The sequence below is a fragment of the Streptomyces sp. NPDC043812 genome (assembly GCF_056436245.1).
This window is the reverse complement of sequence record NZ_JBWKCY010000016.1, coordinates 91,671-117,614: the sequence shown is the minus strand read 5'-3', so window position 1 is coordinate 117,614 and position 25,944 is coordinate 91,671. Positions and strand designations below refer to the sequence as shown.

General features: G+C 70.7%; 26 protein-coding genes. 10 read left to right on the top strand and 16 right to left on the bottom strand.

Annotated elements, in window-relative coordinates; translation table 11 throughout:
- The first annotated feature begins 209 nt into the window (after positions 1-209).
- Together AC067Z_RS23615 and AC067Z_RS23610 are read left to right on the top strand one after the other, a co-directional pair.
- The gene (locus AC067Z_RS23615) at positions 210-1,067 is read left to right on the top strand and encodes an RNA polymerase sigma factor SigF (protein ID WP_478791561.1); all 858 of its coding nucleotides are present in this window, start codon (positions 210-212) and stop codon (positions 1,065-1,067) included.
- A gap of 50 nt (positions 1,068-1,117) precedes the next feature.
- Positions 1,118-1,867 (top strand): hypothetical protein, encoded by a 750-nt coding sequence (locus AC067Z_RS23610; protein WP_478791560.1) that lies wholly within the window; start codon positions 1,118-1,120, stop codon positions 1,865-1,867.
- A gap of 52 nt (positions 1,868-1,919) precedes the next feature.
- Here the strand turns inward: AC067Z_RS23610 and AC067Z_RS23605 are convergent, their stop codons facing one another.
- Complete coding sequence (locus tag AC067Z_RS23605; protein ID WP_478791559.1) at positions 1,920-2,135, bottom strand: hypothetical protein; 216 nt, start codon at positions 2,133-2,135, stop codon at positions 1,920-1,922.
- 202 nt (positions 2,136-2,337) lie between these two features.
- Between AC067Z_RS23605 and AC067Z_RS23600 the strand changes: the two genes are divergently transcribed.
- The 4 genes from AC067Z_RS23600 to AC067Z_RS23585 all read left to right on the top strand — a co-directional run bounded on the left by AC067Z_RS23600 (position 2,338) and on the right by AC067Z_RS23585 (position 6,798).
- Entirely contained in the window at positions 2,338-2,793 is a 456-nt protein-coding gene (locus AC067Z_RS23600; RefSeq protein WP_478791558.1) for a MarR family winged helix-turn-helix transcriptional regulator, read from the top strand.
- Between the two features lie 99 nt (positions 2,794-2,892).
- Positions 2,893-5,265 (top strand): MFS transporter, encoded by a 2,373-nt coding sequence (locus AC067Z_RS23595; protein ID WP_478791637.1) that lies wholly within the window; start codon positions 2,893-2,895, stop codon positions 5,263-5,265.
- A 221-nt stretch (positions 5,266-5,486) separates the two neighbouring features.
- On the top strand, positions 5,487-6,299 hold the full coding sequence (locus tag AC067Z_RS23590; protein WP_478791557.1) for a YceI family protein: 813 nt from the start codon (positions 5,487-5,489) through the stop codon (positions 6,297-6,299).
- Between the two features lie 31 nt (positions 6,300-6,330).
- Positions 6,331-6,798 (top strand): PPOX class F420-dependent oxidoreductase, encoded by a 468-nt coding sequence (locus AC067Z_RS23585; RefSeq protein ID WP_478791556.1) that lies wholly within the window; start codon positions 6,331-6,333, stop codon positions 6,796-6,798.
- Positions 6,799-6,822: 24 nt separating this feature from the next.
- Here the strand turns inward: AC067Z_RS23585 and AC067Z_RS23580 are convergent, their stop codons facing one another.
- The 11 genes from AC067Z_RS23580 to AC067Z_RS23530 all read right to left on the bottom strand — a co-directional run bounded on the left by AC067Z_RS23580 (position 6,823) and on the right by AC067Z_RS23530 (position 18,970).
- Positions 6,823-7,593 carry a TetR/AcrR family transcriptional regulator gene (locus AC067Z_RS23580; RefSeq protein WP_478791555.1) on the bottom strand — a complete coding sequence of 257 codons (771 nt, stop codon included), beginning with the start codon at positions 7,591-7,593 and terminating at the stop codon, positions 6,823-6,825.
- A 70-nt stretch (positions 7,594-7,663) separates the two neighbouring features.
- Positions 7,664-9,208: an MFS transporter gene (locus AC067Z_RS23575; RefSeq protein WP_478791554.1), complete on the bottom strand. Its 1,545-nt coding sequence runs from the start codon at positions 9,206-9,208 to the stop codon at positions 7,664-7,666.
- A 71-nt stretch (positions 9,209-9,279) separates the two neighbouring features.
- Complete coding sequence (locus AC067Z_RS23570; protein ID WP_478791553.1) at positions 9,280-11,409, bottom strand: ArnT family glycosyltransferase; 2,130 nt, start codon at positions 11,407-11,409, stop codon at positions 9,280-9,282.
- Positions 11,406-12,698, bottom strand: a complete 1,293-nt coding sequence (locus AC067Z_RS23565) for a bifunctional glycosyltransferase family 2/GtrA family protein (RefSeq protein WP_478791552.1) — start codon at positions 12,696-12,698, stop codon at positions 11,406-11,408. Before AC067Z_RS23565 ends, AC067Z_RS23570 begins: the two co-directional genes overlap by 4 nt.
- Positions 12,699-12,724: 26 nt before the next feature.
- Positions 12,725-14,332, bottom strand: coding sequence for a sensor histidine kinase (locus AC067Z_RS23560; RefSeq protein ID WP_478791551.1), 1,608 nt, complete (start codon positions 14,330-14,332; stop codon positions 12,725-12,727).
- The gene (locus tag AC067Z_RS23555) at positions 14,325-15,062 is read right to left on the bottom strand and encodes a response regulator transcription factor (RefSeq protein WP_478791550.1); all 738 of its coding nucleotides are present in this window, start codon (positions 15,060-15,062) and stop codon (positions 14,325-14,327) included. Before AC067Z_RS23555 ends, AC067Z_RS23560 begins: the two co-directional genes overlap by 8 nt.
- A gap of 67 nt (positions 15,063-15,129) precedes the next feature.
- Positions 15,130-16,068, bottom strand: a complete 939-nt coding sequence (locus tag AC067Z_RS23550; RefSeq protein ID WP_478791549.1) for an amidohydrolase family protein — start codon at positions 16,066-16,068, stop codon at positions 15,130-15,132.
- A complete protein-coding gene (locus AC067Z_RS23545; protein ID WP_478791548.1) occupies positions 16,025-16,360 on the bottom strand; it encodes an antibiotic biosynthesis monooxygenase family protein in 336 nt (111 codons plus the stop codon). The genes AC067Z_RS23550 and AC067Z_RS23545 overlap by 44 nt, the downstream gene beginning before the upstream one ends.
- Before the next feature lie 96 nt (positions 16,361-16,456).
- Positions 16,457-17,326 (bottom strand): DUF2797 domain-containing protein, encoded by an 870-nt coding sequence (locus AC067Z_RS23540; protein ID WP_478791547.1) that lies wholly within the window; start codon positions 17,324-17,326, stop codon positions 16,457-16,459.
- A gap of 116 nt (positions 17,327-17,442) precedes the next feature.
- Entirely contained in the window at positions 17,443-18,042 is a 600-nt protein-coding gene (locus tag AC067Z_RS23535) for a signal protein (protein ID WP_478791546.1), read from the bottom strand.
- Positions 18,043-18,352: 310 nt separating this feature from the next.
- The gene (locus AC067Z_RS23530; protein ID WP_478791545.1) at positions 18,353-18,970 is read right to left on the bottom strand and encodes a TOPRIM nucleotidyl transferase/hydrolase domain-containing protein; all 618 of its coding nucleotides are present in this window, start codon (positions 18,968-18,970) and stop codon (positions 18,353-18,355) included.
- A 407-nt stretch (positions 18,971-19,377) separates the two neighbouring features.
- Here AC067Z_RS23530 and AC067Z_RS23525 point away from each other — a divergent pair, with 407 nt between their 5' ends.
- Positions 19,378-19,920, top strand: coding sequence for a DUF4262 domain-containing protein (locus AC067Z_RS23525; protein WP_478791544.1), 543 nt, complete (start codon positions 19,378-19,380; stop codon positions 19,918-19,920).
- 655 nt (positions 19,921-20,575) lie between these two features.
- Here the strand turns inward: AC067Z_RS23525 and AC067Z_RS23520 are convergent.
- The 4 genes from AC067Z_RS23520 to AC067Z_RS23505 all read right to left on the bottom strand — a co-directional run bounded on the left by AC067Z_RS23520 (position 20,576) and on the right by AC067Z_RS23505 (position 23,273).
- Complete coding sequence (locus tag AC067Z_RS23520) at positions 20,576-21,265, bottom strand: hypothetical protein (RefSeq protein ID WP_478791543.1); 690 nt, start codon at positions 21,263-21,265, stop codon at positions 20,576-20,578.
- 217 nt (positions 21,266-21,482) lie between these two features.
- A complete protein-coding gene (locus AC067Z_RS23515; RefSeq protein WP_478791542.1) occupies positions 21,483-21,881 on the bottom strand; it encodes a site-specific integrase in 399 nt (132 codons plus the stop codon).
- Between the two features lie 697 nt (positions 21,882-22,578).
- A complete protein-coding gene (locus AC067Z_RS23510) occupies positions 22,579-22,803 on the bottom strand; it encodes an e9imm peptide (RefSeq protein ID WP_478791541.1) in 225 nt (74 codons plus the stop codon).
- 2 nt (positions 22,804-22,805) lie between these two features.
- Positions 22,806-23,273, bottom strand: coding sequence for an NUDIX hydrolase (locus AC067Z_RS23505; RefSeq protein ID WP_478791540.1), 468 nt, complete (start codon positions 23,271-23,273; stop codon positions 22,806-22,808).
- A gap of 18 nt (positions 23,274-23,291) precedes the next feature.
- Between AC067Z_RS23505 and AC067Z_RS23500 the strand changes: the two genes are divergently transcribed.
- The 3 genes from AC067Z_RS23500 (at position 23,292) to AC067Z_RS23490 (ending at position 25,915) form a co-directional block, all read left to right on the top strand.
- The gene (locus AC067Z_RS23500; protein WP_478791539.1) at positions 23,292-24,071 is read left to right on the top strand and encodes a GntR family transcriptional regulator; all 780 of its coding nucleotides are present in this window, start codon (positions 23,292-23,294) and stop codon (positions 24,069-24,071) included.
- Positions 24,072-24,209: 138 nt separating this feature from the next.
- Positions 24,210-24,554 (top strand): SCO3933 family regulatory protein, encoded by a 345-nt coding sequence (locus AC067Z_RS23495; RefSeq protein WP_478791538.1) that lies wholly within the window; start codon positions 24,210-24,212, stop codon positions 24,552-24,554.
- Positions 24,555-24,556: 2 nt separating this feature from the next.
- Positions 24,557-25,915, top strand: a complete 1,359-nt coding sequence (locus AC067Z_RS23490; RefSeq protein ID WP_478791537.1) for an FtsK/SpoIIIE domain-containing protein — start codon at positions 24,557-24,559, stop codon at positions 25,913-25,915.
- The last annotated feature ends 29 nt before the right edge of the window (positions 25,916-25,944 follow it).

Here is a 25,944-nt window from a genome sequence, read left to right as displayed (position 1 = left end):
CCCCTGAGGGCGAGTCAAAAGCCTTTAACCGCTGGCTTCCTGGGCATTTTCACCCGATACTTGTCGACATGTCACTACAGCGTGTTGCCGACATGTGACATTCTGCGGGAACCGCGTTTGCCGGGGGCCTGCCGCCGGTATTCAGGTGGAGGCTGCGTTCCTCAGTCGGTCGCGGCCACCGCGACCGTCCGCGACCTCAAGGGGGTGGCATGTCCGTAGAACAGGGCAGCTCGAAGGTGCTCACACGTGCGCCCGGCGCACCCGCACCCGTCGTGTCCGACAACTCGGAAGCCATCGACACCCGCACTCTGTCCCGCTCTCTGTTCCTGCGGCTGCGCGCCCTGGACAGCGAGGGCGCGGCCGACGACAGCCCGGAGCGCACCTATGTGCGCGACACCCTCATCGAGCTCAACCTCCCGCTCGTGCGGTACGCGGCTGCCCGCTTCCGCAGCCGCAACGAGCCGATGGAGGACATCGTCCAGGTCGGCACGATCGGTCTGATCAAGGCGATCGACCGGTTCGACTGCGAACGGGGGGTGGAATTCCCCACGTTCGCGATGCCGACCGTCGTCGGCGAGATCAAGCGCTTCTTCCGCGACACGTCGTGGTCGGTCCGGGTGCCGCGCCGGCTGCAGGAGCTGCGTCTCGCCCTCACCAAGGCCAGTGACGACCTCTCCCAGAAGCTCGACCGCTCCCCGACGGTGCCCGAACTGGCCGCGGTTCTCGGGGTGTCGGAGGAGGACGTGGTCGACGGCCTCGCCGTGGGCAACGCCTACACGGCCTCGTCCCTGGACTCCCCCTCGGCGGAGGACGACGGCGGCGAGGGCTCGCTCGCGGACCGTCTGGGTTACGAGGACACCGCGCTGGAGGGCGTGGAGTACCGCGAGTCGCTCAAGCCGCTGCTGGCCAAACTGCCGCCCCGCGAGCGGCAGATCATCATGCTCCGCTTCTTCGCCAACATGACGCAGTCGCAGATCGGCGAGGAGGTCGGCATCTCCCAGATGCACGTCTCCCGGCTGCTGACACGCACGCTGGCGCAGCTGCGCGAGGGTCTGATCGCGGACTGAACCCCGTCCGCGGGGTTTTTAATTGACGGCACGTCAGACACACTGCCGCCATGCGGCGATGTCGACGGACCGGGATCGCGGCGGTGGCGCTCTGCCTCGGCGGGGCGCTGACCGCATGCGGAAGCAGTGACGACGACGGGCACGTGGCGCTGGGCGCCGCGGGATCGGGCCCGGCGCCGACAGCCGCTGTGCCGCCGCAGGGCGGGGTCGTACTGGTCCCGCTGGACGATCCGCGCGCACCACGTGAGCCGGGCGGCGAACACCGGTCCGCCGACCCGGAGGGCTCCCGCACGCCCGGAGCGTCCGGGACCGACGTCCTGCCGGCAGTGCCACCGGGCGGGACGTCCGGGGCGGGTGGCTCCACACAGCCGGGGCAGGCACCGGGCGGAGCGGCCGGACAGCCGGAGGCACCGACCGGCCCGGGGACCACCCCGCGCCCCTCGCCCACGCCCTCGCCGAAACCTCCGCCGCCGGGCCCCGATGTCCCGGCGGGCCCGGCGCTGCTCCAGCTCACCGAGCCGGTCCGCAAGGCGCTGGACAAGCGGTGGTGCGAGCAGGTGACGGTGGAGTTCCGCAACACCGGCGGTTCGCCGGTGGCTTCGGGCACGGTCACGTTCGCGACCCACATCATCGGCGCGCTCGGGATCGACTGGGCGACGATCGAGTCGGCCCAGCCGCTGCCCGCTCCGATCGCGCCCGGAGCCGTGCGCAAGAAGACGTACACCGTCTGCGTGGACGCCTGGCGGGTGCCGCTGGGCATGCACATCGAGACCCGGGACGTCACGGCCGAGTGGAAGTGATCCGCCGGGGCGCCGCGAGCCGGGCGGGGAGAGATCCGCGCCGCGGGCGGGGTCAGCCCAGGGCGAGCCAGGCGACGGCGCCCAGTACGACGACCGCCGCGATCACGCCGACGATCACGCCGACCCGCGACTTGGCCGGCGCGGGGGCCGCCGCGCGGCCCTGCGGGACGCCCTCGTCGACGAACGCACGGAACATCTGCGTGCTGCCCGCGGGGTCGTACTGACCCTCGGGGCCCTGGCCTTGGGGAGCATGGGGGTTGTGTGCCATGGGGCAGGACCCTAGCGAACCGAGATGGCCCGCCCAACCCCGGACGGCCCCGTAAAGCGGCCCCAGGCCGACATGACCGGCCCATGACCCTGCACATGCAAAGCCTTTTGGGTTCCTTTACCCGTCGTGGGCCGTTTTCATTTGCCTGTAGCAACCAACGGCTTTTATCGTTGCCCTAAGCAACAAGATGCTGGGAGGGGTCATGGCCGAGCGGAGTCAGTACGAGGAGCTGGCACGGCAGATCAGCGCCGTAGGGGCCGTCAAACGGAGCCTCGCGCGCATCCTGCCGGCCGAATGCCCCTCCGGCTCCGCCGCAGCGCTTGCCCTCGTCGACCGGTACGGAGAGATGCGGATGAGCAGGCTCGCCGAGCTGCTCGCCGTCGACATGTCGGTGACCAGCAGGCACGTCGCCCACGCCGTGGAACGCGGCTGGCTGGAGCGCTCGCCCGACCCGGACGACCGCCGCTCCCGCATCCTGCGGCTCACCCCGGCGGGGACGGACCTGCTCGACGAGCTGGGCCGTCGCACCGCGGACATGTTCGCCCACCACCTGGGGGACTGGACCGACGACGACGTCGGACAGCTGAGCGCGATGCTGGCCCGCCTCCGGGAATCCGTCGGAGACTGCCGGGCCCACGCCACCCGTACACCCGCATAACAGACGTAAAGGAAGTTCATGGCTACGACCACACCATCCGGTGTGCGGGGCGGCCACGCCAAGCACGGGGGCGGACCCGCCTCCGACGGCGCAGCGCCGATGACACACCGGCAGATCATGGAGGCGCTTTCCGGGCTGCTGCTCGGCATGTTCGTCGCGATTCTCTCGTCGACGATCGTCTCCAATGCACTGCCGGAGATCATCAGCGATCTCGACGGCGGCCAGAGCGCCTACACCTGGGTCGTGACGGCCTCGCTGCTGGCGATGACCGCGACCACGCCCCTGTGGGGCAAGCTCTCGGACCTCTTCTCCAAGAAGCTGCTCGTCCAGATATCGCTGATCATCTATGTGCTCGGTTCGGTCGTCGCCGGACTCTCCACGAGCTCGGGCATGCTCATCGCCTGCCGCGTCGTCCAGGGCATCGGAGTCGGCGGCCTGTCGGCCCTCGCGCAGATCGTGATGGCAGCGATGATCTCCCCGCGCGAGCGCGGCCGCTACAGCGGCTACCTCGGCGCGGTCTTCGCCGTCGCAACCGTCGGGGGCCCGCTGCTCGGCGGTGTCATCACCGACACCGAATGGCTCGGCTGGCGTTGGTGCTTCTACGTCGGCGTGCCGTTCGCGCTCATCGCCCTGCTCGTGCTGCAGAAGACGCTCAAGCTGCCGGTGGTCCGGCGCGAGGTGAAGGTCGACTGGTCGGGCGCGTTCCTCATCAGCGCCGCGGTCTCGCTGCTGCTGGTCTGGGTCACTTTCGCGGGCGACAAGTACGACTGGCTGTCCTGGCAGACATACGCCATGGTCGGCGGCTCCGTCGTCCTCGGCGCGCTCTTCCTCCTCGTGGAGTCGAAGGCGAGCGACCCGATCATCCCGCTGCGGCTGTTCCGCAACCGCACCATCACGCTGGCCTCCCTGGCCTCGCTGTTCGTCGGTGTCGCGATGTTCGCCGGCACGGTCTTCTTCAGCCAGTACTTCCAGTTGGCGCGCGACAAGTCGCCGACGATGTCCGGCGTCATGACCATCCCGATGATCGCCGGTCTGTTCGTCTCCTCCACGGTCAGCGGCCAGATCATCACCAAGACCGGCCGCTGGAAGGCCTGGCTGGTCAGCGGCGGCGTGCTGGTGACCGCGGGCCTCGGACTGCTGGGCACCATCCGCTACGACACGGAGTACTGGCACATCGCCGCCTTCATGGCGGTCATGGGCCTCGGTCTCGGCATGATGATGCAGAACCTGGTGCTGTGCACGCAGAACCAGGTCGACCCGAGCGACCTCGGCTCGGCCAGCTCCGTCGTCACCTTCTTCCGCTCCCTCGGCGGCGCGATCGGTGTCTCGGCGCTCGGCGCGGTGATGGCCAACCGGGTCACCCACTACGTCAAGGACGGTCTCGCCGACCTCGGCCCGCAGGGCGCGGCACTCGGCCACGGCGGCACGGGCGGTGGCAGCATCCCCGACCTGGACGCCCTGCCCGGCCCCATCCGCACGGTCATGGAGACGGCGTACGGGCACGGCGTGGCGGACATCTTCCTCTACTCCGCTCCGTTCGCGCTGCTCGCCCTGTTCGTGACGCTCTTCATCAAGGAGGTCGCGCTGAAGAGCAGCATGCCGGAGGAGTCCCCGGCGCCCGAGGCGGTCGCCGCGGCAGAGGCTCCCGCCCCGGCGCAGGCGGTCCGGACCGAGCCGGTCGTCGCCGATGACACACCGGTTGCCGCCGGTACCGCCGTGCGCGGTGTGGTGCGCGGCTCGGAGGGCGCGGCAGTGCCCCGGGCGGCGGTCACGCTGATCTCTCCGGCAGGCCGGCAGCTCGGCCGCGCGGTCGCCCAGGCAGACGGCGGCTACACGCTGGACGCGCCGGGCGCGGGCTCGTACGTGCTGATCGCCTCGGCCGACGGCTTCCAGCCGCAGGCCTCCACGGTGGTCGTCGGCGACGAGCCGCTGGTGTTCGACATCCTCCTTGCCGGCACGAGCGGTCTCGCGGGGACCGTGCGGGCCGCCGGGTCGGGGGCACCGGTCGAGGGCGCGATGGTCGTCGTCACCGATGTCCGCGGCGATGTGCTGGCCACCGGGAAGAGCGCGGAGCAGGGCGAGTTCGCCTTCACCGAGCTCGTGCCCGGCGCGGTGACGGTGGCGGTGAACGCCACCGGCTTCCGCCCGCTGGCGCTGCCGGTGGAGGTCGGCGGTCAGGGCGTGACCCGCATCGAGGCGGTCCTGCAGTCCGGGGCCGTGGTGCAGGGTGCCGTACGCGGCGGGGCGGGGCGTCGGCCGCTCACCGACGCACGGGTGACGCTCGTGGACGCGGCCGGGAACGTCGTCGCCACCGCGACGACCGGGGACGACGGGGCGTACGCCTTCGCGGACCTCGACGCGGGCGAGTACACGGTCATCGCGACCGGATACCCGCCGGTGGCCGGAGCGCTGACCGTGACCGGTCGCGGCGTCGACGGCCACGACATCGAACTCGCCCATCCGGGCGAGTGATTCTCGGGAGTGTCCGCACGGGGTCGCCGAATCGGGCGAGCCTGCGCGGGCGCGACCTGGACCTCCGGGCGGTCGCTCGTTCCTAGCGGAGACGAGCGGCGCCCGGTGGAAGCGGGCCCCGGATGCGGGGGACGGCGGGCAGGGGACGGCCGGCCGTCCCCCGCACGGGGCCCGAGCACCTACGGCCCGACACGGGCCGCGAGAGAAACGGGATGAGGGCCATGGGACTTCGTGCACAGGTGAGGACGCGGGACGGCTGGGCGCTGCAGCACGCCGTGGTGACCGTGACGGACATGAACGGCGCCCAGGTGCTGCGGGCGCAGGCGGACGGGGACGGTGCCGTGGACGACACCACACCGCTGTCCCCCGGCCCCTACACCGTGATCGTCACCGCGCTCGGCTACGCGCCCGCCGCCTCCACCGCGCTGGTGACCGCGAGCGGCCGCGCCGACGCCGGGACCGTGGTGCTGGCCCGCCAGGGCGGCGTGGAACTGCCGCCGCCGGGCGCCTGGTCGCTCGATCCGGCGCATTCGTCCGTCGGCGCGAGCGCCCAGCACCTGGGCATCTCCAGCGTGCACGGCCGGTTCACCGAGTTCGGCGGCCGTATCGAGATCGCGGAGGACGTGGAGCGCTCACGGGTCGACGCGGTCATCGCGGCGACGTCCATCGACACCGGCAACGGGCTGCGGGACAAGCACCTGCGCTCCCCGGACTTCCTCGACGTCGAGCGCTTCCCCGAGATCACTTACAGGTCGTCCGCCCTGACCTCGGCCGGGCCGGACCGCTGGACCGCGCACGGCGAGCTGTCGCTGCGCGGGGTCGTGCGCACGGTCGAACTGGATCTGAACTACCTCGGTACCGGGCCCGACCCGTGGGGCGGGGTGCGTGCCGCGTTCCGCGCCACCGCCGAACTGCACCGCGACGACTTCGCGATGCACTACAACCAGGTGGTGCAGGCCGGTGTGTCGGCCATCGGAACGACGCTGCGGGTGGAGCTCGACATCCAGGCCGTGCAGGGCGAACAGCTCCCGTGAGGAGCGGCCCCGGTCCCGTAGGGTGCGGCGCATGGCACCCCACATCGCCACCAACACCACGGTGGAACTGGATCAGTTGCTGGAGTTCGTACGCCCCCGTCACCGGGCGATCCTGCTGACGCGCCGCGCGGACGGCGGCCCGCAGGGCTCGCCGCTGACCTGCGGCGTCGACGATGCGGGCAGGATCGTCGTCTCGACGTACCCGGAGCGGGCGAAGACGCGCAACGCCAAGCGGGACGAGCGGGTCAGCGTGATCGTCCTGTCGGACGAGTGGGACGGGCCGTGGGTCCAGATCGACGGCACGGCCGAGGTGGTCGACTCACCGGAGTCCGTGGAGCCGCTCGTCGAGTACTTCCGCAACATCTCGGGCGAGCACCCGGACTGGGACGAGTACCGCGAGGCGATGGTCAAGCAGGGCAAGTCGATCATCCGGATCACTCCGGAGCGATGGGGTCCGGTCGCCACGGGCGGCTTCCCCGCACGTCTCGCCCCGAACTGACGCATGCGGGCGGGGCCGGCCGGGTCAGGCCTCGGTGCGCGCCGCCATCGCCTCGATGCCGGCCACCAGCAGATCGAGCGCGAAGTCGAAGTCCCGCTCGCGCATCTCCTCGACGGTCCCGCCGCCGCGCGCCTCCATCAGCTCCTTGGCATCTCCGAAGGTCTTCTGGAAATCGGGCTGTTCGCCGATCGACCCCATGGCCCGGTGGAAGTATTCGTCCTGGGTGAGCCCTGCGGAGGCGCAGCGCTGGATGAAGTGGCCCTCGGTCGTGCCGAACCCGTAGACGAACTGGAAGACGGCGGAGAGCCCGCCCATCTGCCCGTACACCGGCAGGCCCGTCTTGCGCATGACCTTCTGCACGGCCAGTGAGAAGGCCATCGAATGCGGTCCGATGTTGAGGAATGTGCCGATGAGCGCGGACACCCAGGGGTGGCGCACGAGCAGGGTCCGGTAACCGGCCGCCAGTTCGCGCAGCTCGTCGCGCCAGTCGCCCTCCTCGTCCTCGGCAAGCGGCGGGAGGGTGCCGAAGACCCGGTCGAGCGCCAGCTCCAGCAGGTCGTCCTTGGTGTCGACGTACCAGTAGAGGGACATCGCGGTGACGTCGAGCTCCGCCGCGAGCTTGCGCATGGAGAACTTGGCCGCGCCTTCCTCGTCCAGCAGCCGGACCGTCGCCGCGATGATCCTGTCGCGGTCGAGGCCGGCGGGCTGGCCGGATCTGCGTCCGCGGTCGGCCTTGCCCTCCAGCCACACGCTGGTCTTGGCGGGACCCGCCGCGCGGTCGGCCTCACGCACCATCGCGTACCCTCCTCGGTTCCGGCCGGGCCGTCCCGGCCGGGCGGACCTGCGGGTCCGCCCGGCCTCGATGCTATGCCGCTGTCTTCTGCGCGTCTGCCGCCGCCGGGCCGCCCGCCGGACCGCCCGCCGGGGACGCCGTCTCCGCGCGCCGCAGCAGGAGCGCGGCGAGAAGACCACCCGCCAGTACGGCCGCCGCACCGACGAGCTGGCTGGTCTCCAGACCCGAGGCGAACGCGTCCGAGATCCGGGCGCGTTCGCCCGCGCCGTCGGCGGCCGCGAGAGCCGCGGGCAGCGAGGCGGCGCCCACGACACCCGGGACGAGCGCGGCGAACCGGGAGTTCAGTACGGCACCGAGGACGGCGACGCCGAGGCCGTTGCCGAACTCGGCCAGCGTGCCGTTGATGCCCGCGCCCACACCTGCCTTCTCCGGCGGAATGGCGCTCATGATGGCGTTCGCCATGGCGGGCATCGACAGGGCGACGCCGGCGCCCATGACGACCAGGCCGAGCAGCATCCCGCCGTAGTTCTGCCCGCCGAGCACCGCGATGGCGGCGAGGCCGCCGGACACCAGGGTCATGCCGAACGCGATGGTGAGCGGTGTGCCGATCCTGAGCAGCAGCCTGGCGCCGAGACCGGTGAGGTTCAGTGCCACCACGGTCAGCGCGAGCGGGGCCGTGCGCAGACCGGCGTCGAGCGGCCCGTACCCGAGCACGAACTGCAGGTGCTGGGTGAGCAGGAAGAGCGAGCCGGACATGCCGAAGGCCACCAGGATCGCGCCTGCGACCGCCCCGATGAAGCGCTGGTTGCGGAAGAAGTGCATGTCCAGCATCGGGTGCGGGATCCGCAGCTCCCACAGGACGAAGACCCCGAGGACCAGTACGCCTACGGCGCCGGAAGCCAGCACCTGGGTGGAGGTCCAGCCGTGCTCCGGGCCGGAGATGATCGCGTACACGACGGCGGTCATGCCGATCGTGGAGAGCAGTGCGCCGAGCAGGTCCGGGCGGTCCCCCTGCGGGTTCTTCGACTCGGGAACGAGCGCGACGACCGCGAACAGGCCGATCGCGGCGACCGGGATGTTGATGAGGAAGATCGAGCCCCACCAGAAGTGGTCGAGCATCACCCCGCCGATCAGCGGACCGGCCGCGAAGCCGAGGGAGCTGACCGTCGACCAGAGGGCGATCGCCTTGACCCGCTCGGTGTCGTCGAAGACCTGGACGACGACGGCAAGGATCGTGGTCATCAGCAGCGCGCCGCCGACGCCCATGCCGGCGCGGGCCGCGATGAGTTGCGTCGACGACTGGGCGAGACCGGCCGCGAGCGAACCGATGCCGAACAGTGCGAGACCGGCGACGAGCAACTTCTTGCGGCCGTAGCGGTCGGCCGCGTTGCCCGCGGTGAGCAGCAGACCCGACTGGACCAGCGAATAGGCGTTGATCATCCACTGGATGTCGGCGGTGGAGGCGTCGAGCTCCCGGGTGAGGGAGGGGATCGCCACGGACAGGACGGTGTTGTCGAGCAGCACGGTGAGCTGGGCGAGGCAGATGACGCCGAGGATCAGCCAGCGCTGCGGGTGGCCCGTGGGGGCCGTTCGGTTCTCGGCAGTCGTTGCCGTCATACGTGCTCCTTGTACGGTGTACGGGTCGTCGTCCCGTACACCGTACAAGGAGTCTCGTACGCTGTATAGCGCTATTTCCGGTCGGTCAGGTCGTAGAGCGTGGCGCCACCCACCGTGACCTCGGTGAACGTCTCCTGGACCCAGGCCGAGACCTCCGCGCCGGCTCCCGAGCCGCCCATACCGCCACCGCCACCGCCGCCGCTTCCGACGAACCAGTGGATCCTGCCGTCCGCCACGTACTGCTTGAACTGCGCGAGCGTCGGCGAGGGGTCGCTGCCGTTGAAGCCGCCGATCGCCATCACCGGCTTCTCGGTGGCCAGTTGGTAGCCGGCCGCATTCTGGGAGCCGACCGCTGCGGCGACCCAGGTGTAGTCGTCCGCGTCGCGTACGAGTGCGGCCGCGGTCTCGGAGCCGACGCTCGCGCCGTTGAGCAGTCCGCCCATGCCGCCGCCTCCGCCGGGCATACCGCCCTCACCGGGGACGCCTCCGGCCAACCCGCCGCCCTGGCCCTGGCCCGTCGGCCCACCCTGCGCCTGGCCGCCCCGGCCCTGCTGTCCCGGAGGCTGCATCGCACCGCCGGCCGGTCCTTGCCCCTGCCCTTGCGCCTGGCCCTGCGCCTGGCCGCCGGGGGGCCGCATCCGGCCGTCGTCACCGCCGCCACCGGGACCGCCGCCCCGGCCGCCCGCCACCGCGGGACCCGCCGTGACGATGGAGCCCGCGTGTCCCTCGCTCAGCGTCGTCAGCGAGTACGCCGCCGGACCCGCCAGCGACGCCGCCAGACCGAGGCCGACCGCGCCCAGCGCGACTGCCCGCCCTGCCCTGCCCGCGAGCAACAACCCCACCGCGCCGACGAGTCCGCCGACCAGCACGGCCGTCCGCAGCCACGGCAGATAGTCCGCGCTGCGACCCAGCAGGGTGTACGACCACCAGGCGGTCAGCGCGACCGTGCCCGCCAGGGCAGCCGACCACACGGGCTTCTTCCGTTCCTCCCAGAGCATCGTGGCGCCCATGCCGATCAGTGCCGCGATGTACGGGGCCAGCGCCACCGTGTAGTACTCGTGGAAGATCCCCGCCATGAAGCTGAAGACCAGGACGGTCGTCACAAGCGCACCGCCCCACACCAGGAAGGCCGCCCGGGCCGCGTCCGTGCGCGCCGCCCTCCGGGTGAGCACCAGCCCCGCCACCAGCAGCACGAGTGCGGCAGGCAGCAGCCAGGCGATCTGGCCGCCGATGTTGCCGGCGAGCATCCGGTCGATGCCGGTCTCTCCCCAGCCGCCGCCACCGCGACCGCCGCCACCGCCGCCGACGCTGCCGGTCTCGTTGCCGTTGATCCGGCCGAGGCCGTTGTAGCCGAAGGTCAGCTCCAGGAAGCTGTTGTTCTGCGAGCCGCCGATGTACGGCCTCGAGGACGACGGCCACAGCTCGACGACCGCCACCCACCAGCCGCCGGACACGACGACCGCGAGCCCCGCCAGGGCGAGCTGCCCGAGCCTGCGGCGTACGGTCGTCGGCGCGCACACCGCGTACACCAGCGCCAGCGGCGGCAGGATCAGGAACGCCTGGAGCGTCTTCGTCAGAAAGGCGAGACCGACCGCGACACCCGCCCACACGAGCCACTTGGTGCGCGCACCTTCGAGAGCGCGCAGCACGCAGTACACGGTGACCGTCATCAGCAGCGCGAGCAGCGCGTCCGGGTTGTTGAAGCGGAACATCAGCGCGGCGACCGGCGTCAGGGTCAGTGCGACACCGGCGATGAGACCGGCCGCCGGGCCGAAGCGTCGGCGCACGGCCGCGTACAGCACCGCCACCGTGGCGACACCCATCAGCACCTCGGGCACCAGGATCTGCCAGGAGCCGAGGCCGAAGAGCCGTACGGACAGGGCCATCGGCCAGAGCGCGGCCGGGGGCTTGTCGACGGTGATGGAGTTCGCCGCGTCGGACGAGCCGAAGAAGAACGCCTTCCAGCTCTCGCTGCCGGCCTGCGCGGCCGCGGAGTAGAAGGAGTTGGCGTAGCCGGAGGCGCTCAGGTTCCACAGGTACATCAGCGTGGTCGCGAGCAGCAGTGCGAGAAGGGCGGGACGCGCCCAGACGGCGTCAGCATCCCTGCCGCGCCACAGTCGCGCGAGGGGGCCGGCGCCGGTGCGGGCGTGCCCGGGGCCGTTCGCCGCCGTGGCTCCGGCGGACGGAAGAGTGGTGGTCATCGCATGTACCTCATGTCGTGGTCGGCGTGCGTGCCCCGGCGCTCGTCCCCGCGCCGTTCGGGGAAGACCCAGGCCCGGAACAGCAGGAAACGCAGCACGGTCGCCGCGAGGTTCGCGGCGATCAGGACGGCCATCTCGGTGCCGTGGGACGGGCTGCCCGCCGCGGCGTCGAGGGCGGCGAGCGATCCGCTGGTCAGCGCGAGCCCGATGCCGAACACGACCAGGCCCTGTGCCTGGTGGCGTACGGCACGGTCGCGGCCGCGGACCCCGAAGGTGAGGCGGCGGTTCGCTGCGGTGTTGGCGACCGCGGAGAGCAGCAGGGCGGCGGCGTTCGCGGCCTGGGGTCCCGTACCGGCGCGGAAGAGCGAGTACAGCAGCAGATACAGCAGCGTCGAGAACGCGCCGACCACGCAGAAGCCGACCAGCTGACGGGCCAGTCCTCCCGGCACGCCGGTCAGCTGCCGGTCGCGCGGGTCGTCGCCGAACGGCCGCGTCAGCCGGTCGAGCGGCAGCGCGCCGACGGCCAGCGCCCTCCCCACCCGCCACACGCCCTTGAGGTCCTCGGTCGCGGTGCTGACGATGTGCACGGTCGAATCGGGGTCGTCGACCCAGTCGACGGGCACCTCGTGGATGCGCAGCCCGGCCCGTTCCGCGAGCACCAGCAGTTCGGTGTCGAAGAACCAGCCGGTGTCCTCGACCATCGGCAGCAGCCGCTCGGCCACCTCCCGCCGGATCGCCTTGAACCCGCACTGCGCGTCGGAGAAGCGTGCCGCCAGCGACGACTTGAGGATCAGGTTGTAGGCCCGTGAGATGAACTCCCGCTTCGGGCCGCGCACCACGCGCGAACTGCGCGCGAGCCGCGACCCGATCGCCAGGTCCGAATGCCCGGAGATCAGCGGCGCGACGAGCGGCAGCAGCGCGTTGAGGTCGGTGGACAGATCGACGTCCATGTAGGCGAGCACGGGCGCGTCGGAGTGCGACCACACTGTGCGCAACGCACGCCCCCGTCCCTTCTCCTCCAGCCGGTGGGCCCTCACCTCGGGAAGGCGGGCGGCCAGGCCGGCCGCGACCTGGGGCGTACGGTCGGTGCTCGCGTTGTCGGCGACGGTGATCCGGAAGCCGTACGGGAAGGTTCTCGCCAGGTGTTCGTGCAGCCGTAGCACGCACCGTTCGAGGTCGGCCTCCTCGTTGTACACGGGGATCACCACGTCGAGTACGGGCGGACCGGCTGTGCCGGCGAGCAGATGCTCGCGGGCCGGAAGGGTCCCCCCTGGGATGTCGGTTCGCATACCGACGACCCTCGACGGGGCCGCTGTCACGGCTGTGTGATCAACCTGTGGCCCGTCTGTGAGTCGTACGAAAGGTCACCGGCGGCGGATCCCTCGGCCGGGAGGACGACCGCGAACACGGTGCGCCCCGGCACGGAGTTCACGCTCACACGTCCGCCGTGCGCGCCGACGACGGCGTGCACGATGGCGAGCCCGAGACCGGTACTGCCCGCCTGCCGCGAACGGGACGCGTCGCCACGGGCGAAGCGCTCGAACACGAGCGGCTGCAGCTCGGCAGGAATGCCGGGGCCGTCGTCCTCGATCTCGAGCAGGACGTGCCGGCCGGCCTCGGTGTCGAGGCGTACCCGGGCCATGACGGTCGTGCCGGGCGGGGTGTGCGTACGGGCGTTGGCGAGCAGATTGACGAGGACCTGGTGCAGCCGGGCGGCGTCCGCCCGTACGGTCGCCGGCTCTTCGGGCAGCTCCAGCCGCCATGCATGGTCGGGGCCCGCAGCGCGTGCGTCCGAGACCGCGTCCACGACCAACGGGGAGAGATCGGTGCTCTCGCAGGAGAGCGGACGTCCCGCGTCCAGCCGGGCGAGCAACAGCAGATCCTCCACCAGACCCGTCATGCGCGTCGCCTCGGCCTCGATCCGGCCCAGTGCATGCCAGGTGTCGGGCCCTACCGAGTCCCTGCCCGAGGGCCTTCGGTCCGGGGGTACCCCCACCGCGCCTCGCTCCCGTCCGCGGCGGGTGAGCTCGGCGTAACCGCGGATCGACGCCAGCGGCGTACGCAGCTCATGGCTGGCGTCGGCGACGAACTGCCGTACCCGCGTCTCGCTCTCCTGGCGTGCGGCCAACGCCGAACCGACGTGCCCCAGCATCCGGTTGAGCGCCGCGCCGACCTGACCGACCTCGGTGCGGGGGTCGGCCTCGGCATCGGGCACCCTTTCGTGCAGCACCACCTCGCCGCTGTGCAGGGGGAGTTCGGAGACCCGTCGTGCCGTCGCGGCCACCCGGCGCAGCGGGCGCAGCGCCACACCCACCATGGACACGCCCGCGATGCCGGCGGCGACCAGCCCGGCGCCGGTGACACAGACCTCCACGACGATCAGCGTGCCCAGCGCGTCCTGCACATCGCTCGTCGGGACACCGACCAGGAACAAACCCCGGACACCGCTGCCGTACACGACCCGGTACTCACCGCGGCCCGGCAGCACGACCGAATGCGGCTGCTCGTCCCGCGGTACCCCGGCGAGCGCCTCGCTCTGCTCCGCGGTGAGCACCTCCTCGGTCGGGGCGGGGCCGTCGGGTTCCTTCTGCGTACTGGCGACCGCGAGGCCGACCCCGCCGTCGGACTCGACCAGCGCACCGACCGTGCCCACCGGCGCACCACCGCCGGTGACGAACTCCAGGGGCCTCCTGGGCGGGACGCCCTCCGGAGGCCGCTCGCCCTCCGGCACGTCCGGCCCGGTGGCCCGGGCCGCCACCGAACCCACCTGCGTGTCCAACTGCCCGTACAGATACGTGCGGAACGCGATCGTCGTGACCGTGCCGATGACCGCGCCCACCACGGCGATCAGCAGCACCGCCGAGACCACCAGCCGCGTCCGCAGCGACCAGGGCCGGCGCCGTGGACGGACCACGTCACTCACCGGGCTTGATCAGATATCCCGCCCCGCGCCGGGTGTGGATCATCGGCGGACGGCCCGCGTCGATCTTCCTGCGCAGGTACGAGATGTACAGCTCGACGACATTGGCCTGGCCGCCGAAGTCGTAGCTCCACACCCGGTCGAGAATCTGCGCCTTGCTCAGCACGCGCCGCGGATTGCGCATCAGATAGCGCAGCAGCTCGAACTCGGTCGCCGTCAGATGAATGGAGGTCCCGCCGCGCGTGACCTCGTGGCTGTCCTCGTCGAGGGTCAGGTCGCCGACGGTGAGCAGCGACTCGCTGCGCACGGCGGCGGCCTTGGACCGCCGGATCAGTCCGCGCAGCCGGGCCACGACCTCCTCCAGCGAGAACGGCTTGGTGACGTAGTCGTCGCCGCCCGCCGTCAGCCCCGCGATCCGGTCCTCGACCGCGTCCTTCGCGGTGAGGAACAGCACGGGCACGTCGGGCAGGTCGCGGCGCAGCCGGCCGAGGACGGCGAGACCGTCCATGTCGGGGAGCATCACGTCCAGCACGACGGCGTCCGGCCGGAACTCCCGCGCCGAACGCACCGCTCCCGCACCGTCCCCGGCGCTGCGCACCTCCCACCCCTCGTACCGCAGGGCCATGGACAGCAGCTCGCTCAGCGGCGCCTCGTCGTCCACGACGAGCACCCGGACAGCGCTGCCGTCGGGCCTGAGCAGTCCGGTGCGCCCCTGGGGCGTGGTGGTGGTCATGCTCGACACCCTGGGGCGGGCCCCTGAGAGGCGTCTTGCCCGAACCTGTGAATTCCCTGAGAAAGCCTTAGGGCGTGTGGAGGAGCCGCGCGCCGTTGTCGTGGCACACCGCCCGCAGCCAGTCGTCCCCGAGCTCCAGGCGTTCGAGCGCCCGCAGCTGGTGGACGTACGGGTACGGAATGTTCGGGAAGTCCGTCCCCAGCACGATCCGGTCCCCGAGGTCCGCGAGCCGCCCCCGTTCCCCCGCCGGGAACGGCACCATGGCCTCGCTGAAGTCCGTGAACGCCATCGTCGTGTCGAGACGGACCTCCCCGTACCGCTGCGCGAGGTCGAGGAAGTCGGTGTACTCGGGCATCCCCATGTGCGCGACCACCAGCCGCAGTCGCGGATGCCGCGCCAGCACCCGGCCGACCGGCTCCGGCCCGGTGTACTTGCCGGGAGCGGGCCCAGAACCGCAGTGGATCACGATCGGCAGCCCGGCGTCGGCGAGCAGCCCCCACGCCTGATCGAGCAACGGATCACCGGGGTCGTAATTCCCGACCTGCACATGCGCCTTGAAGACCCGTGCCCCGCGCTCGACCGCCTCCCGTACGTAACCGGTCACGCCGTGCTCCGGGAACAGCGTCGCGGTGTGCGCGCAGCCGGGGGTGCGCGCCGCGAAGTCCGCGGCCCAGCCGTTGAGCCAGGCGGCCATGCCGGGCTTGTGCGGATAGAGCATCGAGGTGAAGGTGCGCACCCCGAACGCGCGCAGCAGCGCGACGCGTTCCTCCTCCTCGTGCCGGTACGCGATCGGCCATTCCCGGCCGGTCAACGGTCCCGCCGAGTCGAAGTACGCCCACACCTTGCGCAACACCCGCTCGGGCATGAAGTGGGTGTGGACGTCCACGAGTCCCGGCAGCCCGAGCCGCGCCCAGAACTCCCGTACCTCCGCAACCTCCGCGCCGGCCGTTCCCCCGCTCGTCTCAGCCCTGCTCAAAGCCGTAGCTCCGCTCCACCTTGGCGACATGCACGCTGTAGCTCTCGTACCACTCGGCCCGCCCGCGCCGCTGCGCCGCCCGATGCTCCGAGTTCCGCTGCCAGGCGGCGATGGACTCGGCGTCCCGGAAGTACGCGACGCTGATCCCGAGCCCGCCCGGAGTCCTTGCCGACTCGTGGCCGAGGAAGCCCGGCACCTGCTCCACCAGCTCCTTCATCCGCACGGCGGTCTCTGCGTAACCCTCGTCTCCGTCCGGGCGGACGGAGGTGAAGACGACGGCGTAGTACGGCGGTTCGATGCCCGCGACTGGTCTGATGTCCATGGACGCCACCCTCCGGCCCGGTCCCGTGTACTGTCCACCTTCATTGCCGGAAGGGATCCGAACGGGATCCAATTCTTTGCCTGCCGACGGCGGACGTCAGAACAGCCCGCCCTGCTCGCCCTCGTCCCGCGCCACACCGACCACCGGCACACTCACCCCGGCGCCGGGATCCGCCCCCACCAGCGACCACCCGCTCATCAGGCGAGTGTCGAGCACGACGACGTCGTCCCCGGCGGTCCGCAGATGCAGATCCGGCCCGGCCGCGGCCAGCAGCCGCCCGGCGACCGTCCCGCCGTCCACCAGCTCGCGCACCACGCCGGTCGCGGCCGGCAGCCCGTCGAGCCCGAAGACCTCCGCGTGGTCGACGACCTCGCACTCGATCCGCTCCAACGACTCGGGCCATCCACCGAGCGCCCCGGCACGCGCGTGCAGCGCCGCCACCTCGGCGGCCCGCTCGGCGGCCGGCGGCAACGCCGCCCGCACCGCCCGCTTGCGGGCGTACGGAATCCGGTCCGGCACCCCCAGCGCCGCCCGCAGCAGTTCCTCCGTCCGCCGCGCCGCCATCAGCGGCCCGCGGCCCAGCCAGCCGAAGACCACGGCCCCCTGCTCCAGCAACCTGGCCGCACCGCGCTCCTCCGCGGTGATCCCGACCTTCACCATCCCCGGCCCGAACCACGCCAGATACACACGGTAGGTACGGGGATCGTCGGGCACGCCGTCCGCGGCGACCGAGTGCGCCCGGTCGAGCCGCGCGCACTCCGGGCAGCGCGCCTGCGTGGCCCGCCCGGGCACCACGGCGCCCAGCGGGCAGACGTTCCCCCGCGCCCCGACGCAGCGTCGCTCACCCTCGGCCCGGAACCCGATGTCCCTCCCGAGGCCCAGCGGACTGACCCGCCCGCCCTCCCAGCGCAACACCCCGACCCGCGCCCCCGCCGGCCACCCGACCCCGGCACACCGCCACGCCACACCCACACCTCCGGCGCCTGCCTGCGGACAACGCGAAAGAACCCGAGGAACGGTAGCGGAAGGGGCGGTTGCCGAGGTCCCGGTACAGCTGGGGGAGTTGCGACCGTACGGCGGCGCTATCGCGACGGGGCCTCGACGGTCAGCGCGTAGTCCACGCTGGTCGAGAAGCCGTCCGTCCGGCCGCGGAGCTGAAGGGAATGTGCTCCGGGCTCCAAAGCGGGAAGCCGGGCCCACACGCCGCACCCGGTGGCGGTGAAGCGTTCCTCGGTTCCGGTGACGGCGTTGTCCCGGACGCCTTGCACCGTGATCGTCTCGCCTTCGTAGGTCTCCGGCCGGACCTCTTCGCCGTCCAGGTGCACGGTCCCCTGTGCGCTGCTCATGAACGCCGCGCAATCCGCAGGCTCTCCGTGGCGATTCACGACGGGGAAAGCGATCGGACGACCGCCGGGAACCGTGCACGCGCGCTCGGCATGCCCACCGAAGGTGCCTGCCAGGAACCACACGTCGTCGGGTTGGTTTCGGTGGCACTCACTTCCGTCGTCGTCGACGACAGGGTTGGTCGCCTCCGGCTCGGACGCCGCCCACGTCCACCAGGTGCCCTGCAACTCGGCGGACGCGGAGCGCTCGCCCCCCGTGGCCAAGGACACCGGCCCGCAGCCCGCCGACGCGGCCAACGCGACGGCGGCAAGCGCGACCGATCCGATTCTGCTCTTCATGTACACCCCTCCGGTCGCCCCGCAGCTGCCAGAACCCCCCGGCACGGCGCGACATCGAGCGCACACCCTATCCACGGACTCACGGAGATCAGCCGCTCGGCTGCCGCTGCCCGCCTCGCTGCTGTACGGACAACACAAGAGCCCCTCTGGACCGATCCGGACGCGACTGTGAGCGTCGAAGTCGGCCGTACGGGCAGTTACGGCGCTCGGTCACACGGATGGATGGTCGTCGGGCGCGCCGGTTGGCCACCTCGGACGGACGGCGGGGCAGAGCGCCCGAAGTGGCTGTGACCGCGCTTTCGTGCGTCGGTCACAGGCTCGCGACGAGGTCGTCGAGCGGGGCCGGTACCTGTCCGGGCTCGAGGGCCTCCACCAGGAGACGGCCGTAGCGGATCTTGCGGCCCTTCTTCGTGCCGAGGAAGCGCCGCAACTGCAGCTGCCGGGGCCGACCGTGCTGTGCGGGCTGGTGCAGGAAGGTCTGCCAGGCCCGCAGGTCGCCCTCGGCCCGGATGATCTCCTCGATCCGCGCCGTGCCCAGCGCGCGGATGAGCTCGTCCTCCAGGTCCGCCACGCACACGAAGAAGCCCCGGTGCGGCGACCGGGCCTGCTTCAGGGCGCGGTCGTAGAAGCGCTGCTCGCCCTCGTCGCACAGTCCACTCAGGCCGAGGCCAAGACCGGGCGGCCCGAGAAGACCGGCATAGCGGCCGACACTCATCGCGCCGCCCATCGACACGACGCACACCCCTTCGGCGGCCAGGTCCCGGCCACGCCGCGCGGCCAGCGCCTCGACGGCCGCGAGGTCACTCAGTCCTTCCAGCAGCACCGCCGTCCGCAGCCCCAGTTGCACAGCCAGATCACTCGCCGGTTCGCCGGGACCGCCGGCCGCCCAGCTGCTGACCGCGTCCCGGAATGCGTCTATGTCCGCCATGGAGCGAGTCTGCACTTCCGCCGACCGGCACTGCACGGAATATTCGATGGGCCCGCTCGACATGCTGGGCACCCTCGTCACGAATCGGACGAAGACGACGAAGACGACGCCGGGGCGGATGCAGTCGCCCGAGTCCGCCGACGGGGACGTTGATGTCATCCGCTGATGCCAGAAGCCCCCCGGGATGATCCCGGGGGCTTCTGATCTGTGTGCACTCGGCAGGATTCGAACCTGCAACCTTCTGATCCGTAGCTCTAGCCGGAACGGTCAGCGACGGTCATTCCGGTCGCTCCACGGCCCCGGAGGGAGGCTACCGGTCGGGGGCGGCTGCTGGGGTTGCGGTACTTCGCTGCTGTACGCCTACCCCGGCCGACGGCCCCGTGTGCGAGCAGGCCTACTCTCCTCGGATGGACGACGCCCCTTGCTTCTGCCTCCTCTGCGCCCCGACGGAATGGGGCGGCCCCGTGTCGGAGGAACGCGACAGCCGCATAGCCAAGAGCGTCGCGGACTTCGGCTGGCACGTCATGGGCGTGGCCGGCGATGATGCGCCCGGCGACTGGGGCTACTCCATCGGTCTCTGGCACACAATGCGTAGTCCCGAGGTAAGCGTGTTCGGCCTGCCATCGCAGACCGCGATGCGCGTGGCGAACGCCGCTGGGGCAGCTATACGGGACGGCAATCCACTCGAGCCCGACCAGCGCCGGGGAGACGTCCTCAACGGCTACGACGTGGCCGTCCGGCCCGTGCATCCCAGCTGGTACCACGACTTCTTCGGCGCAGGCATCGACTTCTACCAGACCCCGCCCCTGCCAATCACGCAGCTGTTCTGGCCGGACAAGGCCGGGCGGTTCCCTTGGGAAGAGGGGGCGGACGAGCGCTGCCGCACGGGCCAACCGCTGCTCTGGATTCCAAAAGACGAGACCACCGGCCCGTGGACCGAAGTCACGTGAGTTCGGTGGGCCGGGGCACGGCAGCATGCTGAGTGGAGCAACTCCCCCTGGAGTGTCTTACCTGTAGTACGTAAGCCTGGCGAGCCGATCACTCCGTCAGAGGAAGCGCCCCGGCCCGCGTGATCTCCAACGTGACGCCATCACCGGTAGGGCTGATGTCGGTGGTTTCCATACAGAACGCGCAGCTCACTCGCTCCTCGATGCTCATCTGGTGAATGTAGCCCGAGGCGTGCAGATTGAGTTCGGTGGAGGAGCTTGGACTGGAGCTGCTACAGGTCACCGACCTGCCGGCCTCCGCCGAGGCCCCGGACCATGATCGGTCCAGGGCCTTTGCGCTGGTGCCCCCGGCAGGGTTCGAACCTGCGACACCCGCTTTACAAGTTCGATCGCAGCGCGGCGCGGCGCGCAGAAACGGGGACCGCAGGCCGCTCGCCGATCCGGCCGTGGCCGCTTCGGTGCACCTTCGTTCGCAGCCGTTGATGTCACCTGGTGATGTCAGCCCGACAGGCCCAGGCCATCGACTCACGGCAGGGCAGCGGCCAGTGCGGCCCGTGTGGCTGGGTGGCCCCGAGCAAGGTCACCGGCTTCGCCGGAGAGGCGGCCGCTGCAGGCTCCTGCCCCCGACCGGCGGTGGAGGCAGGGGGCGGGCGGTCTCTCAGGGCGCGTTGACCGGGAGGTTCTGGTTGTTGGTGTTGGTGTTGGTGTTGGTGTTGGTGTTGCTGGCGCCGGGGCTGTTGATGATTTTGTTTTTGTTCGTGTTGTTGTTGTTGTTGATGATGTTGTTGATGGTGAGGATGGACATTCCGCCGCCGTTCCCGCCGTTCCCGCCGTTCCCGCCGTTGCAGTTGGGGCCGGGGATGTTGACGGTGTCACTCGCTGAGTCGCTGAGGCCGCCTTGGATATCGATCACGGTGGCGGTGTTGGTGGCCGTGCAAGGAGCGTCCGTGGCCACGCTCATGATCACTTCGATCGTGTAGCTGCCTCCAGCGGCGATGGAGCCGTCGGTTTCGCACTCAACCCTGGTGCGTGCATCGTTGAGAAAACACCCAACCCCGCCGCCGGTGGTGTTCTGAGTGATCGCGATCGCTACGCCTGTAAGCCCTGCGGGGAAAGTGTCCGTCATCCGCGTCCCGTTAGGGTGGGTCTCCTGGTCGCCGGGGTTGCTCACCGTGATGGTGAAGATCCCCTGCCCGCCCCGGGGGAAGTCCCCCGAGTGGGTCTTCGTGATGTCCAGCTGGGCCTGCGCGTAGGCGGGGGTGACCCCTACGGCGAACGGCAGGGCGACGCCCAGCCCCAGGACGGTGCCGAGGGAGGCGAAGCGCCGCCTCAACGTGTGGATGGCCATAGTGGGTTTCTCCTGTGGTGTGTAGGTCTGCCGTGATGCGGCTCCGGCCGAGAACGGCGGCGGCTCACGCGGGATGCCTGCACACACAGGAACGCGGCGAGGACGGCTTGATCACGGCCGCGAAGCCCGTGTCACTCGATCGCCACGGGGTGGTAGGAGGGCAACCGGAATACGACCGAAACAGGCAACAGGCCAAGGGTGACGCAGAGACGGCCTCTCAGCGCTTTCGTCGGGCAGCCCGATCCCGGGCGGCGACGTGGGCGACGACCGCGTCGACGCCAGGCCGTGCGTACCCCTCCAGGGAGCGGACGGAGGCGTGCCGGGAACGCGCGAGCAGCATCGGGGTGGAGGTGCCGCCTTCGGCGTCGTGGGTGAGCGCGCTGTGGCGGAGCCGGTGCAGGGTCCAGCCGTCCAGGTCTTCGATGTCCTCTTCGCGGGCGAGCGGGTTGGCCAGCAGCCGGGTGTTCTCCTCGAAGATCTCCTCGGCGCGGCGGTAGGAGAGCCGGGCGCGGCCGGTCTCGGGGCACACATCCAGGGTGGGCGTTCCGGCAGGGGCCTTGCGGCCGGTGAGGAACAGCGGGCCGCGGCTGCGGCCGGCGATCAGGCGGGGCAGCAACTGGGCGGTGCCGGACTGCCAGTGGATCCACTCCGTCGCCCCGCCCTTGGCCAGGGTCCGGCCGCGCTTGTCCGCCCGGGTGCAGGTCCTCGACGTTCAGGCACAGGATCTCCTCCGCCCGCGCCACCGACTCGTAGAGCATCTTGCCAGAACGTCCTCTCCCGCAGCGCGATGTCCAGGCGCCACAGGGCGGCAATCTGGTTCTCCGCGAGGGCCTTGGTTCGGTCTGGCGGCGCCGGCCGTCGCTCGATGCCGATCGTCGGATCGCATTCGATCCAGCCCTGGCGCTGCCACCAGCCGATTGCAGGTGATGGGCTACACCCCGACACGCGCCTACGAGGTCGGTGGAGCGGCTTTGGGCGGGAGCTGCCATGGGGCGAGAGATCATGGCCCCGTAAGCTTCCGACGAGTCGGGCAGTCTGTGGACCTGCCCGTTAAAGCACGACGTTGGGGCCATGATCTTCGAGGCTCGCCCCATGGTGGCTGCCTAAAGCCGTGGAGCCGACTGGCCCCAACCACAGCTGGCTACCGTCCACCGCATCAGGTGTGCTCGCTCTAGCCGCGCGGCCGGCGGAGCCGGGGCCCGGAGCGGGGCGGAGACAGGAGCGTCGGGGCCCGGCGCTGGAGCCGGGGCCGCGCGCGGCGAGCGGAGCGAGCCGCCTTGATCAAGTAAGGAAACTCTTACCGCGCCTGGAGCTCAGAGAGCGATCGGCTTGTATGCCATGGCCCGGTCGACGATCTTTTCGGCGCTCAACTCCTGGTCGAAGTCCCAGTAGATGTAGTCGCTGATGTGGGGGCACACTAGTCCGCGCTCCAGAGCGTCGAGGATCTCGCCTGTCTCCGCTTCGTCGGTAACGGCGTCCAAGAGGCGCCGGACGAGGGACACCGCTTCTCCGCGGCTCATCGTTCGGTGTGGCTGCATGGTCACTGCGCCGTCGTCAGTCGGTGGCCGTCGTGACTTCGGACGTGAGGCCCGTTCCCGTCCAGGGCATCGAGCAGCCGGACCGCGTAGACCTCGCCCATCCGCTCGGCAACCTCTTCGGGCGTGAGCCAGCCAACTGCCGTCGACTCCGCGGAGGTTCGCTCGGCGCCGCCTGAGGGCTTGCAACGGAACACCAGGGCGACGATGCCGCGCGTCGTGTTCTTGTAGACCCCGGTCAGCTCGTCCACCTCGACCCGGATGCCGGTCTCTTCCCAGACCTCCCGGACTACGCCCTCCTCGGGCGCCTCGGTGAGTTCGAGGATTCCGCCCGGCAGTTCCCAGGTCCCGTTGTCCGCTCGGCGGATCGCCAGGAGTCGCCCGTCCTCGCGCACCACTGCTCCCGCCACCGACACGGAGTGCAGTGGCGTTGACTGGGCTTCGCTGGCGCTGTTACTCATGTACAGGAGCATAGGAGAGTGAGAAGGACTATGGGAACAGCCGTAGGAGGTGGCAGGGCCGTACCTCGGTACGTTCAGATCGCCGATGAGATCATTCAGCACATCCGGGCGGGTGTCCTCAAGCCTGGTGACCTGGTGCCGAGTGAGTCCGAGCTGGTCGAGCGCTACGGCGTCTCCGGCGGGACGATTCGCAAGGCGATGGTGGAGGTCCGGGCCAGTGGGCTCGTCGATACCCGCCACGGCAAGGGCTCGATCGTGAAGGATCGGCCGCCCGTGCGGCTGCGCTCCTCCGACCGCTTCCGGGCATCGCACCGAAGGGGCGGCAAGGCCGCGTACCTCGCCGAGTCCGCGCAGTCCGGCGCCACGGCCAAGGTGAGCGTCCTCTACATCGGCCCGATGGAGGCCCCCGAGGACATCGCCAAGCGTCTCGACGTCCCCGCCGGCACCCAGGTTCTCGCCCGGCGGCGGCTCTACTTCCGCAACGGAGTCCCGGTCGAGACTGCTACCTCGTACCTGCCGTGGGACGTGGTCAAGGACATCCCGGAGCTGTTCGCCGAGAACCCCGGCCCCGGCGGCATCTACGCCCGCCTGGAGGGCGACGGCCACACCTTCGCCGAGTTCGTCGAGACTCTGCAAGCGCGCCCGGCCGCCAAGGCCGAGGCATCCGAACTGGCCCTGAGCCCCGGTGCACCCGTAATCCACCTCCTTCGCAACGCGGTCACCGAAGCGGGTCGCGTGGTGGAGGTCTGCGACACCCTCATGGCGGCTGACCAGTTCGTTTTCGAGTACCGCATCCCCGCGGCTGACTGACGCTCGCTCAACTCCTCACAACCCGCCGGGACTTCTTCGCCTCGGCGGGTTGACTCATGTACAGGAGTCATGCACTCTTCTTCATGTCACTCATATACATGAGTGACGGAGTCCAGCACTTCTAGAGGAGTGATCTCTGTGCGTCAGATTCCCGTCGACACCTCCGCCGCCTCCGTGATGGTGGCCCAGCCGCCGCAGCCGAAGATCAAGGACCGCCGTACCGGTGAGGTCGCCACCGACACCGAGACCGGGGGCACGCTGATGACCGTGCACGTGATGTTCGCGGCCAACGACACTGTGGAACTCCTGCCCGTGACCGTCCCGGAAACCGGAATCTCGGGCGACCTGGCGATGGGTACCCCGGTCGCGCTGACCGGTCTGATCGCCCGGCCGTGGGAGCGAGACGGCCGCCACGGCATCGCCTTCCGCGCCGTCGCCGTCACGTCACTCGCAGCCGGTGCCACGAAGCCCAAGGCGGCCTGAGCATGTCGTGGCTGACTGCCCTCCTGGTGCTGGTCGTCGTCATCGCGGGTCTTCTGCGGTGGCGGCGTCCCGCCTGGTACTGGCTGACCTTCGGCGTCACCCTCGCCACGCTGCGCGTCCTGGTCCGGTACGGCTTGGTCATGGAGGCGTGTGGGCTGACCGTGCCTCCGTCCCGCTGGCGGCTCGCCGTCGCCCGGATGGCCAATCGCCCGGCCCCCGAGTCGCGTGCGCCTCGAATCCTTCGAGTGCGACCGACCCGGACCGGTCTCGTCTTACGGCTGGGGCTCCGTCCTGGCCAGGACGCATTCGACGTGGCTGCGGCCACGGACCGCCTCCGGCACTCGTTCGCGATGTACGGCGTCACGTCGCGTGAACTGCGCTCGGGTGTGGTCGAGGTGCGGATGACCGGCTACGACGTGCTCAAGCGAGTGCAGATGCCTGCCAAGGTCGACACCGCTCCGATGCGTGTCCCGGTCGCCCTGCGCGAAGACGGCGCCGTCCACTACCGCGACTACCGCTCCACCCCGCACGCCCTGACCGTCGGGGCTACGAAGTCCGGCAAGTCCGTCTACCAGCGCAACCTGGTCGCCGAACTCGCCGCTCAGGATGTGGCCTTGGTGGGCATCGACTGCAAACAGGGTGTGGAGCTGTTCCCGCTGGCCCGCCGGTTCTCCGCGCTGGCCGACAACCCCGACACCGCCGCCGATCTCCTCGACGCCCTCGTCTCCCACATGGAGGGCGTCTACCAATTGATTGGGGCCGAACAGCGCATCACCGCCGATGTGCCGGATGCGGAGATCGCCGCCGACATCTGGGACCTCCCCGACCACCTGCGCCCGACCCCGATCGTCCTCCTGGTCGATGAGGTCGCCGAACTCGCCCTGTTCACCACCAAGGAAGAGGAGAAGCGCCGGGACCGCATCATCACCGCCCTCGCCCGACTCGCCCAGCTCGGCCGCGCCGCCGGCATCTACCTGGAAATCTGCGGACAGCGGTTCGGCTCCGAACTCGGCAAGGGCATCACCATGCTCCGCGCCCAGCTCACCGGCCGCACCGCCCACCGCGTCAACGACGAGACCTCCGCCAACATGGCATTCGGCGACATCGCCCCCGACGCCGTCCTGGCCGCGATCAACATCCCCACCGAGACACCCGGCCTCGCCGTCACCGGCGACTCGTCCGGCGGCTGGGCCCGCATCCGCACCGCGCACACCTCGATGCGACAAGCCGTCAACGCCTGCAACCGGCACGCCCACCGCACCCCGGACCTGCCCGGCCTCACCGCCTTCCGGCCCGCCCTGCCACCCGTGGTCTCGCTGGTCAAGATCCCGGCCCCGGCCAAGGCACCCGCCTCCGCCTGACCACCCCGCACCCCGGTCGGCGCGACCGA

Bases quoted from the DNA above. Each gene is read 5' to 3' on its own strand.
- AC067Z_RS23615 (WP_478791561.1), top strand. From the start codon at position 210: ATGTCCGTAGAACAGGGCAGCTCGAAGGTGCTCACACGTGCGCCCGGC.
- AC067Z_RS23610 (WP_478791560.1), top strand. From the start codon at position 1,118: ATGCGGCGATGTCGACGGACCGGGATCGCGGCGGTGGCGCTCTGCCTC.
- AC067Z_RS23605 (WP_478791559.1), bottom strand. From the start codon at position 2,135: ATGGCACACAACCCCCATGCTCCCCAAGGCCAGGGCCCCGAGGGTCAG.
- AC067Z_RS23600 (WP_478791558.1), top strand. From the start codon at position 2,338: ATGGCCGAGCGGAGTCAGTACGAGGAGCTGGCACGGCAGATCAGCGCC.
- AC067Z_RS23595 (WP_478791637.1), top strand. From the start codon at position 2,893: ATGACACACCGGCAGATCATGGAGGCGCTTTCCGGGCTGCTGCTCGGC.
- AC067Z_RS23590 (WP_478791557.1), top strand. From the start codon at position 5,487: ATGGGACTTCGTGCACAGGTGAGGACGCGGGACGGCTGGGCGCTGCAG.
- AC067Z_RS23585 (WP_478791556.1), top strand. From the start codon at position 6,331: ATGGCACCCCACATCGCCACCAACACCACGGTGGAACTGGATCAGTTG.
- AC067Z_RS23580 (WP_478791555.1), bottom strand. From the start codon at position 7,593: ATGGTGCGTGAGGCCGACCGCGCGGCGGGTCCCGCCAAGACCAGCGTG.
- AC067Z_RS23575 (WP_478791554.1), bottom strand. From the start codon at position 9,208: ATGACGGCAACGACTGCCGAGAACCGAACGGCCCCCACGGGCCACCCG.
- AC067Z_RS23570 (WP_478791553.1), bottom strand. From the start codon at position 11,409: ATGACCACCACTCTTCCGTCCGCCGGAGCCACGGCGGCGAACGGCCCC.
- AC067Z_RS23565 (WP_478791552.1), bottom strand. From the start codon at position 12,698: ATGCGAACCGACATCCCAGGGGGGACCCTTCCGGCCCGCGAGCATCTG.
- AC067Z_RS23555 (WP_478791550.1), bottom strand. From the start codon at position 15,062: ATGACCACCACCACGCCCCAGGGGCGCACCGGACTGCTCAGGCCCGAC.
- AC067Z_RS23550 (WP_478791549.1), bottom strand. From the start codon at position 16,068: ATGTCGCCAAGGTGGAGCGGAGCTACGGCTTTGAGCAGGGCTGAGACG.
- AC067Z_RS23545 (WP_478791548.1), bottom strand. From the start codon at position 16,360: ATGGACATCAGACCAGTCGCGGGCATCGAACCGCCGTACTACGCCGTC.
- AC067Z_RS23535 (WP_478791546.1), bottom strand. From the start codon at position 18,042: ATGAAGAGCAGAATCGGATCGGTCGCGCTTGCCGCCGTCGCGTTGGCC.
- AC067Z_RS23530 (WP_478791545.1), bottom strand. From the start codon at position 18,970: ATGGCGGACATAGACGCATTCCGGGACGCGGTCAGCAGCTGGGCGGCC.
- AC067Z_RS23525 (WP_478791544.1), top strand. From the start codon at position 19,378: ATGGACGACGCCCCTTGCTTCTGCCTCCTCTGCGCCCCGACGGAATGG.
- AC067Z_RS23520 (WP_478791543.1), bottom strand. From the start codon at position 21,265: ATGGCCATCCACACGTTGAGGCGGCGCTTCGCCTCCCTCGGCACCGTC.
- AC067Z_RS23510 (WP_478791541.1), bottom strand. From the start codon at position 22,803: ATGCAGCCACACCGAACGATGAGCCGCGGAGAAGCGGTGTCCCTCGTC.
- AC067Z_RS23505 (WP_478791540.1), bottom strand. From the start codon at position 23,273: ATGCTCCTGTACATGAGTAACAGCGCCAGCGAAGCCCAGTCAACGCCA.
- AC067Z_RS23500 (WP_478791539.1), top strand. From the start codon at position 23,292: ATGGGAACAGCCGTAGGAGGTGGCAGGGCCGTACCTCGGTACGTTCAG.
- AC067Z_RS23490 (WP_478791537.1), top strand. From the start codon at position 24,557: ATGTCGTGGCTGACTGCCCTCCTGGTGCTGGTCGTCGTCATCGCGGGT.